Source organism: Prauserella halophila, assembly GCF_024171895.1.
GTDB classification, from domain to species: domain Bacteria; phylum Actinomycetota; class Actinomycetes; order Mycobacteriales; family Pseudonocardiaceae; genus Prauserella; species Prauserella halophila.
Genome location: NZ_JAMTCQ010000008.1, coordinates 362,188 through 375,022, shown reverse-complemented (window position 1 = coordinate 375,022; position 12,835 = coordinate 362,188). Strand labels below are relative to the sequence as shown.

12 protein-coding genes are annotated in these 12,835 nt (G+C 71.8%); all 12 read left to right on the top strand.

Annotated features, from left to right (window positions below; all coding sequences use genetic code 11):
* Positions 1 to 206 precede the first annotated feature (206 nt).
* The 12 genes from LY41_RS01945 (at position 207) to LY41_RS01890 (ending at position 12,738) form a co-directional block, all read left to right on the top strand.
* Complete coding sequence (locus tag LY41_RS01945) at positions 207 to 1,052, top strand: CoA transferase subunit A (protein ID WP_253862075.1); 846 nt, start codon at positions 207 to 209, stop codon at positions 1,050 to 1,052.
* Positions 1,049 to 1,843: a CoA-transferase subunit beta gene (locus tag LY41_RS01940; protein ID WP_253862074.1), complete on the top strand. Its 795-nt coding sequence runs from the start codon at positions 1,049 to 1,051 to the stop codon at positions 1,841 to 1,843. The genes LY41_RS01945 and LY41_RS01940 overlap by 4 nt, the downstream gene beginning before the upstream one ends.
* Positions 1,840 to 3,015 (top strand): thiolase family protein, encoded by a 1,176-nt coding sequence (locus LY41_RS01935; protein WP_253862073.1) that lies wholly within the window; start codon positions 1,840 to 1,842, stop codon positions 3,013 to 3,015. The genes LY41_RS01940 and LY41_RS01935 overlap by 4 nt, the downstream gene beginning before the upstream one ends.
* A gap of 57 nt (positions 3,016 to 3,072) precedes the next feature.
* A complete protein-coding gene (gene pcaD, locus LY41_RS01930; protein WP_253862072.1) occupies positions 3,073 to 3,840 on the top strand; it encodes a 3-oxoadipate enol-lactonase in 768 nt (255 codons plus the stop codon).
* 26 nt (positions 3,841 to 3,866) lie between these two features.
* The gene (locus LY41_RS01925; RefSeq protein ID WP_253862071.1) at positions 3,867 to 4,739 is read left to right on the top strand and encodes an IclR family transcriptional regulator domain-containing protein; all 873 of its coding nucleotides are present in this window, start codon (positions 3,867 to 3,869) and stop codon (positions 4,737 to 4,739) included.
* Complete coding sequence (locus LY41_RS01920; RefSeq protein WP_253862070.1) at positions 4,736 to 5,305, top strand: nucleotidyltransferase family protein; 570 nt, start codon at positions 4,736 to 4,738, stop codon at positions 5,303 to 5,305. Before LY41_RS01925 ends, LY41_RS01920 begins: the two co-directional genes overlap by 4 nt.
* A 115-nt stretch (positions 5,306 to 5,420) precedes the next feature.
* On the top strand, positions 5,421 to 6,305 hold the full coding sequence (locus LY41_RS01915) for an AAA family ATPase (RefSeq protein ID WP_253862848.1): 885 nt from the start codon (positions 5,421 to 5,423) through the stop codon (positions 6,303 to 6,305).
* 74 nt (positions 6,306 to 6,379) lie between these two features.
* A complete protein-coding gene (locus tag LY41_RS01910) occupies positions 6,380 to 7,495 on the top strand; it encodes a vWA domain-containing protein (RefSeq protein WP_253862069.1) in 1,116 nt (371 codons plus the stop codon).
* Complete coding sequence (locus LY41_RS01905) at positions 7,488 to 8,612, top strand: XdhC family protein (protein WP_253862068.1); 1,125 nt, start codon at positions 7,488 to 7,490, stop codon at positions 8,610 to 8,612. Before LY41_RS01910 ends, LY41_RS01905 begins: the two co-directional genes overlap by 8 nt.
* A gap of 306 nt (positions 8,613 to 8,918) precedes the next feature.
* Positions 8,919 to 9,452, top strand: coding sequence for a (2Fe-2S)-binding protein (locus tag LY41_RS01900; protein ID WP_253862067.1), 534 nt, complete (start codon positions 8,919 to 8,921; stop codon positions 9,450 to 9,452).
* A complete protein-coding gene (locus LY41_RS01895) occupies positions 9,449 to 11,887 on the top strand; it encodes a xanthine dehydrogenase family protein molybdopterin-binding subunit (protein ID WP_253862066.1) in 2,439 nt (812 codons plus the stop codon). Before LY41_RS01900 ends, LY41_RS01895 begins: the two co-directional genes overlap by 4 nt.
* Positions 11,884 to 12,738 (top strand): FAD binding domain-containing protein, encoded by an 855-nt coding sequence (locus tag LY41_RS01890; protein ID WP_253862065.1) that lies wholly within the window; start codon positions 11,884 to 11,886, stop codon positions 12,736 to 12,738. The genes LY41_RS01895 and LY41_RS01890 overlap by 4 nt, the downstream gene beginning before the upstream one ends.
* Positions 12,739 to 12,835 lie beyond the last annotated feature (97 nt).

The following is a 12,835-nucleotide window of genomic DNA, read 5'->3' as shown; positions in this document are numbered from 1 at the left end:
GGCTCTTTTGTCGTTTCGGTGGCCCTGTCGTTTCGGGAGTGCCGTGGTCCCGGGCCTGTCTGTCCGGGGGTTGCCGCGGGGTGATCGCGATCGCCGGCTGTTGACGGCGCGATTCGCCTCGACGTATGTTCGTATCAAGAACACACGTGCGCTATACGAACGTCGGCGGCCGGTCCGCCGGCAACCGGTCAACGAGGTGGCAGAACGTGGCGGACATCGTGTCGCTGGCCGACGGCGTCGGCGAATTGGTGCGCGACGGAGACGTCGTCGCACTCGAAGGATTCACGCATCTGATCCCGCACGCGGCGGGACAGGAGATCATCCGGCAGGGGCGGACGGACCTGAGTCTGGTCCGCATGACGCCGGACATCGTGTACGACCAGCTCATCGGTGCCGGCTGCGCGCGGAAGCTGATCTTCTCGTGGGGCGGTAACCCGGGTGTCGGTTCGCTGCACCGGTTCCGCGACGCGGTGCAGCACGCGTGGCCGGTGCCGTTGGAGATCGAGGAGCACAGCCACGCGGGTATGGCCAACCGGTACGTCGCCGGTGCTTCCGGCCTGCCGTTCGCCGTGCTGCGCGGGTATCGCGGCACGGACCTGCCCGAGCACACGGCCACGATCAAGTGGATCACGTGCCCGTTCACCGGCGAGGAGCTCGCCGCCGTGCCCGCGCTCAACCCGGACGTGTCGATCATCCACGCGCAGCGGGCCGACCGTGCCGGCAACGTGCAGATGTGGGGCCTGGTCGGGGTACAGAAGGAGGCCGTGCTGGCCGCCGGGCGCAGTCTGGTGACGGTCGAGGAGGTCGTCGACGAGCTCGATCCCGTCGCCGGTCAGGTCGTCCTGCCGCACTGGGCCGTCACCGCCGTGGCCGAGGTGCCCCGCGGCGCGCACCCGTCGTACGCGCAGGGCTACTACGAACGAGACAACGCCTACTACGAGTACTGGGACTCCGTCGGGCGCGACCGGGACACGTTCCGGACCTGGGTCCGCGACGAGGTCCTGGCAGGGCGGTCCACGGCCGAAGCCGGTGACAGGGAGGGTGTGCGATGACCGAGGCCGCAGCCACGACCACTGCCTCCGGTGCGCAGCCGGAGTACACGTCCGACGAGATGATGTCGATCGCCGCGGCCCGCGCGCTCGAGAACGGCACGCGGTGCTTCGTCGGCATCGGCCTGCCCTCGACGGCGGCGAACGTCGCACGGCGGACCCACGCACCGGATCTGGTGCTCGTCTACGAGTCCGGCACGCTCGGGTCCAAACCGGACGTTCTGCCGTCGTCGATCGGCGACGGTGTGCTGGCCGAGACGGCCGATGCGGTCATCGGCGTTCCCGAGGTCTTCAACTACTGGTTGCAGCCGGGGCGGATCGACGTCGGCTTCCTCGGCGCCGCACAGCTGGACAAGTTCGGCAACATCAACACGACGGTGATCGGCGACGACTACGCCGACCCGAAGGTGCGGCTGCCGGGTGCGGGTGGCGCGCCGGAGATCGCCGCATCGTGCCGCGAGGTCGTCGTCGTGGTGCGCCAGAGCGCGCGCAGTTTCGTCGACAAGGTCGATTTCGTGACGTCGGTCGGGCACGGCTCGGGTCGGGGCGACCGGGAGCGGCTCGGCCTGCCGGGCGCAGGCCCGACGCTGGTGATCACCGACCTCGGCGTGCTGCGCCCCGACCCGGAGACCGCCGAGCTCGTGCTCACGCAGCTGCACCCCGGTGTGGAGGTCGAGGACGTCCGCGCCGCGACCGGATGGAACCTGCAGATCTCGCCCGAGCTGGCCCGCACCGACGCGCCGACCGCGGCCGAACTGTCCACATTGCGTACGCTCAAGGAGGCCTCGCGGTGACCGACGTCTTCGTGCTCGACGCCGTCCGTACCCCGTTCGGCAAGTACTCCGGCTCGCTCGCGGCCGTGCGGCCCGACGACCTGGCCGCGCACGTGCTGTCGGCGTTGCGTGATCGCAGCGACGTCGATCCGGCCACCGTGGACGAGGTGCTGCTCGGCGACGCCAACCAGGTTGGCGAGGACAACCGCAACGTCGCGCGCATGGCCACGCTGCTCGCCGGGTGGCCGACGTCGGTTCCCGGCAGCACGGTCAACCGCCTGTGCGGTTCCGGTCTGGACGCCGCGATGCAAGCGAGCCGGACCGTCGCCGTGGGCGATGCGTCGCTGATCGTGGCGGGCGGTGTCGAGTCGATGAGCCGGGCGCCGTGGGTCCTGCAGAAGCCGGGGAAGGCGTTTCCCGCGGGGAACCAGCAGCTGCACTCGACCACGCTCGGCTGGCGGATGGTGAACCCGCGGATGCCGCAGCAGTGGACGGTCTCGCTCGGCGAGTCGACCGAAGGCGTGGCCGAGCAGTACGCGATCTCACGGGAGGCACAGGACGCCTTCGCCGCGCGCAGCCACGTGAACGCGGCGAGGGCGTGGGACGAGGGCTTCTACGACACGCACGTCGTCCCGGTGCCCGGCACCGAGCTGACCCGGGACGAGGGCGTCCGCCCGGATTCCACCGTGGACAAACTGGCGAAGCTCGAACCGGCGTTCCGCGGGGAAGGCACGATCACCGCGGGCAACGCCTCACCGCTCAACGACGGCGCGTCCGCGCTGCTGCTGGGCGACCGGGCGGGAGCCGATCGGATCGGCGCCACGCCGCTGGCCCGCATCGCCGGCCGCGGCGCCGCGGGCGTGGACCCGGACGTGTTCGGGATCGGCCCGGTGCGCGCGGCCGAGATCGCGCTGCAGCGCGCCGGCATCGGCTGGGGCGATCTGGCCGCGGTCGAACTCAACGAGGCGTTCGCCGCACAATCGCTGGCGTGCCTGGCCGATTGGCCCGAGCTCGACCCGGCCGTGGTCAACGTCAACGGCGGCGCCATCGCGATCGGCCACCCGCTCGGCGCCTCCGGGGGCAGGATCCTCGGTACGCTCGCCCACGAGTTGCGGCGCCGCGGCGGCGGGTACGGGCTGGCCGCGATCTGCATCGGCGTCGGGCAGGGCCTGGCGGTCGTGCTCGAGGCCTGACACCGCTGTGCGCGGTCCACTCGGGAGCACGCGGGAGTAGACAGCGAGGGAGAACGCATGCAGGTGCACAGTGTGGTCGACGGACCCGCCGACGGCGATGTCGTCGTCCTGTCCGGGTCGATCGGGTCCACCCTGGCGATGTGGCAGCCGCAGGTCGGACCGCTGGTCCGGGCCGGCTACCGCGTCGTGCGGTACGACCAGCGCGGGCACGGCCGCACCGCCGTCCCGGACGAGGGAGCGAGCCTGGCCGACCTCGGCGGCGACGTGCTCGAACTGCTCGACGGCCTCGGCGTGGACCGTGCTCACTTCGTCGGACTGTCGCTCGGCGGCATGACGGGGATGTGGCTCGGCATCCACGCGCCGGAGCGGCTGCGCAGCCTCGTCCTGTGCTGCACGTCGGCGCAGCTGGGTACGCCGGAATCGTGGTTCGAACGCGGTGCCACCGCGCGGCAGCAGGGCATGGCGGCGATCGCCGACGGCAGCATCGAACGCTGGTTCACCGCCGACTGGCTGGCGGCCCACCCGCACGAGCGGCGCGAGTATCACCACATGACCGCCGCCACGCCCGCAGCCGGGTACGCAGCGTGCTGCCACGCCATCGCCACGATGGACCTGCTCGGCGGGTTGCCGTCGATCCCGGTGCCGACCCTCGTGATCGCCGGTGCCGACGACCCGGCGACGCCGCCGGAGGGGCACGGCAGCGTCATCGCCGACGCGATCCCGGACGCGCGCCTCGAGGTCGTCCCCGGCGCCGCGCATCTCGGCAACGTCGAGCAGCCGGAACGGTTCACCGACCTGATCACCACGCATCTGGCGACGGGGTGAGCCGCTCCGGCTAGGTTGGGTCTCCTATGGATGGAGCAGCAGGCGCCGAGGGTGCCGGTGAGGACACCGAGGTCGGCGAGGTCGGCGAGGTCGCGGCGGACGCGCCGGACGCGGCGGACCGGGGCAAGGGCACACACCACGTGCAGTCGCTGGAACGCGGACTGGCCGTCATCAGCGCGTTCGGCCCGGACCGGCCTCAGCTGACGCTGAGCGAGGTCGGGAAGGCCACGGGCCTGACCCGCGCCGCCGCCCGCCGGTTCCTGCTGACACTCGTCGACCTCGGCTACGTCCGCAGCGACGGCCGGCAGTTCTCGCTCACCGCCAAGGTGCTGGAACTCGGCTACTCGTTCCTGTCGGGCCTGTCGCTGCCCGGGCTGGCACAGCCGCACCTGGAGCGGCTGTCGGCCGAGGTGAGCGAGTCCAGTTCGCTGTCGGTGCTCGAAGGCGGCGACATCGTGTACGTCGCGCGCGTGGCCGTGTCGCGGATCATGGCGGTGACGATCAGCGTCGGCACCCGGTTCCCGGCCCACGCCACGTCGATGGGGCACGTGCTGCTCGCCGGGCTGGCCGGCGATGCACTGGAGACCTACCTGGCCACGGCGACGTTCGACCGGTTCACCGACCGCACGACCGGTTCGGCCGACGCGTTGCGCGCCGAGCTCGCCGCGGTGCGCGAAACGGGATACGCGCTCGCCGACCAGGAGTTGGAGGAGGGCCTGCGGTCGATCGCCGTACCGGTGCGCGGTGCCGACGGGTCGGTCGCGGCGGCCGTGAACCTGTCCACGCACGCCTCCCGCCGCAGCCCCGAGGCGATGCGGGCCGAGCTGCTGCCGCCGCTGCGGGACGCGGCGGCGGCCATCGAGGCCGATCTGGGCGCAGCCGCCCCACCCCGCGCATGACCGCCGGGCTGTTGCTCGCCGCGGGGCAGGGCAGTCGCTTCGGCATGCCCAAGGCCCTCGCGGTACACCGCGGTGCGGCCCTCGTGACCCGCGCCGCCGATGTGCTGCTCGAGGGAGGCTGCGATCCGGTGATCGTCGTCCTCGGTGCCCGCGGCGACGAGGCCCGACCGCTGGTGCCGGCCGGGGCACGGGCGGTGACGGCCGACGACTGGGCCGAGGGCATGGGCGCGTCGCTGCGGGCAGGGCTGCGCGCACTCGCCGAGGCCGAGCCGCCGCCGGTCGCGGCGCTCGTCCATCTGGTCGACCTGCCCGACGTCGGTGCGGAGGTCGTCGGGCGGATGCGAGCCCACGCGAGTACCGACGTCGTCGCCCGTGCCGCGTACGCGGATGCTCCGGGACATCCGGTGCTGTTCGGCCGCCGCTGGTGGGCCGAGATCGCCGCGCAGGCGGCGGGTGACCGCGGTGCCCGCGACTGGCTGCGCGCCCGTGACGACGTGCGGCTCGTCGACTGCGGCGACATCGGCGGCGGTCGCGATGCCGACACGCCCGAGCTGCTCGACTCGTGAGTAAGGTTGCCGCCGGCGCCCGGGCAGTGCCTAAGGTGAGGACGTGACAAGCGAACCCGCCGCGGGCGGCACCGCCGCCGGAACAGCCCGCACCGCCCCGTCCGCAGGACCCGACCTGCCCGACCAGCCCGACGTGGCCTCGCCCGCCAAGCTGGCGGCGCTGCTCGAGGACATCGGCTACCTCGCCGACGACGGAGTCGCCACCGCCGCGTTCCTGTCCCTGCGCATGGGTAAGCCGCTGTTCTGCGAAGGCGAGCCCGGCACGGGCAAGACGTCACTCGCCGTGGCGTTGTCGGAGAGCCTGGACCTGCCGCTGGTGCGGTTGCAGTGCCACGAGGGCATCGACGCGGCGCAGGCGCTGTACGAATGGGATTTCCCCCGGCAGCTGCTGCATCTGCGCGCCCTCGAGGCCGCCGAGGGCGGCAGGCTCAACGTCGACGACGCCGAGGAATCGCTGTACACCGAACGGTTCCTGCTCGCCCGGCCGCTGCTGACGGCGCTGCGGTCGTCGCCGTGCGTGCTGCTGGTCGACGAGATCGACCGCGCCGACGACGAGTTCGAGGCGTTCCTGCTCCAGCTGCTCGACGAGAACACCGTGACGATCCCGGAGTACGGCGAGGTGCGCGCCGAGCGGCCGCCCCTCGTGGTGCTCACGTCCAACCGCACCCGCGAGGTGCACGACGCGCTCAAACGCCGCTGCCTGTACCACTGGCTCGAGCACCCCGACCTGTCGCGGGAGATCGCGATCCTGCGGGCACGGGTGCCCGGGATCGGACAGCGGCTGGCCGAGCAGATCGCCGAGACGCTGCAGCGGCTGCGCACGATGGAACTGCTCAAGCCGCCCGGCGTCGCGGAGGCCCTCGACTGGGCCAACGCACTGCGCGCGCTGGGCCGGGACGAACTCGACGCGGCGTCGGCGGCGAGCACGCTCGGCGCGGTGCTCAAGTTCAGCGAGGACCTCGACCGCGTCCGTGCGCGGCTCGACGCGGTGCTCGGTTGAGGTGATGCGCTCGGTTGAGGTGACGCCGGTTCGCCACCCTCGGACGACGGGCTCCGGCGGTGCATGATGGAACCATGGCCGAAACGGACGTGACCGATCCGCTGCCGGGCCTGGTCGGCTTCACGACGGCGCTGCGGGAGGCGGGGCTGCCCTGCGACCGGCACCGCGTGCGGACGTATCTCGACGCGGTCGAGCGGGTCGACGTCGGCGACGCGACCCAGCTGTACTGGGCGGGCAGGCTCACGCTGTGCGCCGATCCGGACGACCTGCCGCGCTACGACCAGGCGTTCGCGAGCTGGTTCGGCGGCGGTGAGCAGGATGCGGGCGGCATGCCGGTGCGCCGGGAGCAGCGCGCTCGCATCGCGCCGCTGTCCGACGACGGCGACGGTGAGGGCGACGCCGAGACGGGGGAACAGCTCAGCGTCGCGGCCAGCGAGGCCGAGCTGTTGCGCGACCGGGACCTCGGGCAGCTGTCCGACGCCGAACGCCGCCACTTGCGTGAGCTGTTCCGGACGTTGCGCCCGGTGTCGCCGCGTCGGCGGTCCTCGCGCCTGCGCCCGGCACACCGGGGCAGGCTCGACCCGCGCCGTACGTTCCGCGCGATGATCGCCGGCGGTGGCGAGCCGGCACGGCTGGCCTACGCACGCAGGCGCACGCGAGCGCGCCGGATCGTGTTGCTGGTGGACGTGTCCGGTTCGATGAAGCCGTACGCCGATTCGCTGCTGCGGTTCGCCCACGTCGTCGTCCGCGGCGAGCCCGCCGACGTCGAGGTGTTCACGCTCGGCACTCGCCTGACCCGGGTGTCGAGGGCGCTGCGGCAGCGGGACCCGGAGCAGGCGATGCTCGCCGCGGGGAAGGCCGTCGCCGACTTCGCCGGCGGAACGCGGCTCGGCGAGACCCTTCGCGTGTTCCTCGACCGCTGGGGCCAGCGCGGGCTCGCACGGCGGGCGGTCGTCGTGGTGTTCTCCGACGGCTGGGAACGCGGGGACACGTCGTTGCTCGGCGAGCAGATGGCGCGGCTCCGGCGGCTGGCGCACACGGTGCTGTGGGTGAATCCGCACGCGGGCCGCGCCGGATACGAGCCGGTGCAGTCCGGCATGGCCGCGGCGTTGCCCCATGTGGACCGGTTGCTCGCCGGGCACAGCCTGGCCACGTTGGAACGACTGTTGCGGGAGGTCCGAGATGCATGACGTGCTGGACGAGGTGTACCGCCGGTGGCAGGCGGGGGAAACGGTCGGCGTCGGGACCGTGGTCGCGACCTTCTCGTCGGCACCGCGCGCGCCGGGGGCCGCCATGCTGGTGGGCGGTGACGGCGCGGCGGTCGGCAGTGTGTCCGGGGGCTGTGTCGAAGGCGCCGTCTACGAACTCGCGCAGCAGGTGGCCGGCGACGGCACGCCCGTGTTGCAGCGGTACGGCGTCAGCGACGACGACGCGTTCGCCGTCGGCCTGACCTGCGGCGGCATCATCGACGTCTTCGTCGAGCGCGTCGACCGGGAATCGATGCCGGACCTTCCTGCGCTCGTCGCGTCCGTGCACGAGGGCAGGCCGGTCGCCCTGGTGACCACGATCGACCATCCGGACGCCGGACTCCGGGGCAGGCGCATGCTCGTGTGGCCCGAACAGGCCCGCGGCGGTCTCGGCTCGGAGCGCGTCGACGACGCGGTCCTCGACGACGCCCGCGGCATGCTCGCCGGTGGCCGGTCCGGAACCCTGCACTACGGGCCGGACGGGCAGCGGCGGGGCGAGGGGCTGTCGGTGTTCGTCAACACCTTCGAACCGCCGCCGCGGATGCTCGTGTTCGGTGCGATCGACTTCGCCGCCGCGATGGCGCGCATGGGGGCGTATCTCGGCTACGAGGTGACGGTCTGCGACGCGCGGCCGGTGTTCGCGACGACGACGCGGTTCCCCGAGGCCGACGAGGTGATCGTCGACTGGCCGCACCGGTACCTGAGGGCCGAGGCCGACGCGGGGCGGATCGACCGCCGCACCGTGGTCGCCGTGCTCACGCACGACCCGAAGTTCGATGTGCCGGTACTCGACGTCGCGCTGCGGCTCGACGTCGGCTACGTCGGGGCGATGGGGTCGCGGCGCACTCACGAGGACCGGCTGGCCCGGCTGAGCGAGGCGGGCCTGACCGAGGCCGAGCTCAAACGCCTCGCGTCGCCGATCGGCCTGGATCTCGGGGCGCGGACGCCCGAGGAGACCGCGGTGTCGATCGCCGCCGAGATCATCGCGTTGAAGTGGGGCGGTGGCGGACGCAGGCTGACCGACGTCGACGGCCGGATTCACGCCGAACCCCAGCACTGACGGCGGCCCTGCCGGGCGACCGTGCGTACCCGTCCGACTGCGTGGAGTGGAGCAGTGGGAGGGGGAGTGAATGGACCGTTCATGCCACCGATCGGGGGATTAGCGCCGGGCCGGCGACGGGTCCGGCCCCGCTGAACTCCGTGAATGCGGAAATCACCCGGACGCGCACCGGAGATCGGGGTTGTCGAGCGAGGGCATACGTAGCAGGCTCGGAGTGTGAAGCCGATCACCGGAGACGGCGGTCGGCTCCGGCCGTTCCACGCGGCCCGTCCACATCCGGCGGACCGAGCCACCACAGGAGGCCCCATGCGCATCACCGTCACTGTCGACGGGACCGGCTACACGGACGACGTCGAACCGCGAACCCTGCTCGTGCACCACCTGCGGGAGAAGCTCGGAAAGACCGGAACCGTGGTCGGCTGCGACACGAGTAATTGCGGCGCCTGCACCGTGCATCTGAACGGGCAGAGCGTGAAGTCCTGTTCGGTGCTGGCCGTTCAGGCGGACGGCGGCGAGGTCAACACCGTGGAGGGACTCGCCCGTGACGGGCAGCTCCACCCGGTGCAGCAGGCCTTCCGCGACAACCACGCGCTGCAGTGCGGGTTCTGCACCCCCGGCATGATCATGCAGTCGATCGACCTGCTGGCCGACAACCCGAATCCCGACGAGGAGGCCGTTCGCGAAGGACTCGAAGGCAATCTCTGCCGCTGTACCGGTTACCAGAACATCGTCCGGGCAGTGCGCGACGCGGCCGGCCACATGCGGCCGGGCGCAGGCCCGGCGGCCGAACAGGTCGCCGACGGCGAGCGGACCACGACCGGCGCCAGGGGTGACGTATGACGGCCATGGCAGAACCGGAGGTCGGCCGGGCCCGGGTCCGCAAGGAGGACGAACGCCTCATCGCCGGTCGCACCCGCTGGACCGACAACATCACCCTGCCCGGCATGGTGCACATGGCGCTGCTGCGCAGCCCGACGGCACATGCGCGGATCAGCGCCATCGACACCTCGGCGGCCAAGGAGATGCCGGGTGTGATCGCGGTCTACACCGGCGACGACCTGGACCCGGGCGGCGAGGTCGGCATGCCCAACGCATGGCCGATCACCCCGGACCAGAAGACTCCGCGCAGGCCGATGCTCGCCCAGGGGACGGTGAACTTCGCGGGGGAGGCGGTCGCGGCGGTGATCGCGCGCAGTTCCGCCGAGGCGGAGGACGCGCTCGCCGAGATCGACGTCGACTACGAGGACCTGCCCGTGGTGCTGGGCCTCGACAACGCCGTCGCCGACGGTGCGCCGCTGGTGCACGAGGATCTGGGCACGAACACGAGCGCGGAGTGGATCTTCGACTCGGCGGAGGCCGGTTCGGGCGGTGATGTGCAGCAGGCGATCAGCAGCTCCGAGGTGGTCGTGACGCGGCGGTTCCGGCAGCAGCGGCTGGTGCCCGCGTTCATGGAGCCGCGCTCGGTGGTCGTCGACCCGACGGCGCCGCAGCTGACCATGTGGTCGGCCACGCAGGTGCCGCACATCCTCAAGACGATGGTGGCCATGACGCTCGGCCTGCCGGAGCACCAGGTACGCGTGATCGCGCCCGACGTGGGCGGCGGGTTCGGCGGCAAGCTCGCGGTGACGCCGGAGGAATGTGCCGCGGTGGTCGTGGCGCAGAAGCTCGGCAAGCCGGTGAAGTGGACCGAATCGCGCTCCGAGACGATGGTGGCCGCCCACCACGGCCGCGACCAGATGCAGGACATCACGATCTCGGCCTCACGGGACGGCACCGTCACGGGGCTGAAGGTCGACCTGCTCGCCGACATGGGTGCCTACCTGGGCATCGTCGGCGGCGGCGTCCCGGTGCTGGGCGCGTTCATGTTCAACGCGATCTACAAGATCCCGGCCTACCGTTTCTCCTGCACCACGGTGCTGACCAATACCACGCTCACCGACGCCTACCGCGGCGCGGGCAGGCCCGAGGCGACGTTCGGCATCGAACGGATCATGGACGAGCTCGCTGCCGAGCTCGGCATGGATCCGATGGCGCTGCGGGAGAAGAACTGGATCGCCCACGACGAGTTCCCGTACACCACGGTCTCGACGCTGACCTACGATTCGGGCAATTACGAGGCCGCCACCGCGAAGGCCATGCAGCTGTTCGACTACGACGGGCTGCGCCGCGAGCAGGCGGAACGCCGTGAACGTGGGGACAAGGTCCAGCTCGGCATCGGCATCTCGACGTTCACCGAGATGTGCGGCCTCGCACCCTCGCGTGTGCTCGGGTCGCTCGACTACGGCGCGGGCGGCTGGGAACACGCGGCGATCCGCATGCTGCCGACCGGCAAGGTGGAAGTGGTCACGGGTGCCTCCCCGCACGGTCAGGGGCACGAGACGGCGTGGAGCCAGATCGTCGCCGACCAGCTCGGCGTGGGATTCGACGACATCGAGATCCTGCACGGCGACACGCAGTCCTCCCACAAGGGGCTCGACACCTACGGTTCGCGGTCGCTGACGGTCGGCGGTATCGCCGTGGTGAAGGCCGCGGAGAAGGTGATCGCCAAGGCGCGCACGGTGGCGGCTCACCTGATGGAGGCTGCCGAGGAGGATCTCGAGTTCGCGGACGGCACGTTCACGGTCCGCGGGACGGACACCTCGACGGCCATCCAGGATGTGGCGCTCGCGGTGTTCGCGGCACACAACCTGCCGGACGGCGTGGAGCCCACCCTGGACTCCGAGGCCGTGTTCGACCCGGAGAACTTCTCGTTCCCGCACGGCACGCACCTGTGTGCGACCGAGGTCGACACCGAGACCGGCCGGGTGCGGTTGCGCTCGTACGTCTGCGTCGACGACATCGGCAATGTCATCAACCCGTTGATCGTCGAAGGGCAGATGCACGGCGGGCTGGCGCAGGGCATCGCCCAGGCGCTGTACGAGGAAGCGGTGTACGACGAGTTCGGCACCCTCACGTCGGGCACGTTCGCCGACTACCTCGTGCCGTCGGCGATGGACCTGCCGTCGTTCACCACCGATCGGACCGAGACGGCTGCGACGTCGAACCCGCTCGGAGTCAAGGGTGTCGGGGAGGCGGGCACCATCGCCTCGACCCCGGCCGTGGTCAACGCGGTGGTGGACGCGGTGCGGCACCGGGGTGTCCAAGACATCGAGATGCCGCTCAGCCCGATGCGCGTGTGGCATGCCGTCCACCAGGGAAATGCGGCCGCCGGTACGGAAGGCGAGGCCGGCGGCGGACTCGGCTCGATCGACCCAGCACACGGAGGTGCGCAGTGATCCCCGCTCCGTTCGACTACGTAGCACCGTCCACAGTGGATGAGGCGGTGCGTGCACTCGCCGATGCGGGCGAGGACGCCAAGGTGCTGGCAGGCGGGCAGAGTCTGCTGCCCGTGCTGCGGATGCGCCTGGCCGCACCGACCACGGTCGTGGACCTGGGCAAGATCGGCGAACTGACGGGCGTGCGCGACGAGGGCGACGCCGTCGTGATCGGTGCGATGACCACGCACTACGACGTGCAGCGTGACCCGCTCGTGCACGACCACGCGTTGTTGCTCGCCAGGGCCACGGACACGGTCGCCGACCCGCAGGTGCGGCACCGTGGCACGTTCGGCGGTTCGCTGGCGCACGCCGACCCGGCGGGTGACCTGCTCGCCCCGGCCCTGGCGCTGGACGCCGAGATGGTCATCCAGGGGACCGGTGGCCGGCGCACGGTGTCGGCCGCGGAGTTCTTCCAGGACTTCTTCACGACGTCGCTGGCTCCCGAGGACATCCTCGTCGAGGTGCGGGTGCCGAAGCACACCGGCTGGGCGGCGCATTACGAGAAGTTCAACCGGGTGGCGCAGGCGTGGTCGATGGTCGCCGTGGCGGCCACGGTGCGCGCCGAGGGCGGCTCGATCGCCGAGGCGCGGATCGGCCTGACCAACATGGCCTCCATCCCGGTCCGCGCGACCGCTGTGGAGCAGGCCCTCGTGGGCAGGCCGGCCGACGCGGAGACGATCCGTGCGGCCGCCGAACACGCGGCCGACGGTACGAGTCCGACCGTCGACGGCAACGCCGACGTCGAGTACCGCCAGCACCTGGCGAAGGTGCTGACGGGCCGTGCCGTCGAAGCGGCGATGGTCGGCTGACCGCCGTGACCGACGAGGGCATCGCGGCCGGCCGGTTCGCGGTGCCCTCGCGGTACGCGGGTGCGAGGGTGCGGCGCCCGCATACCGGCGGGGACGG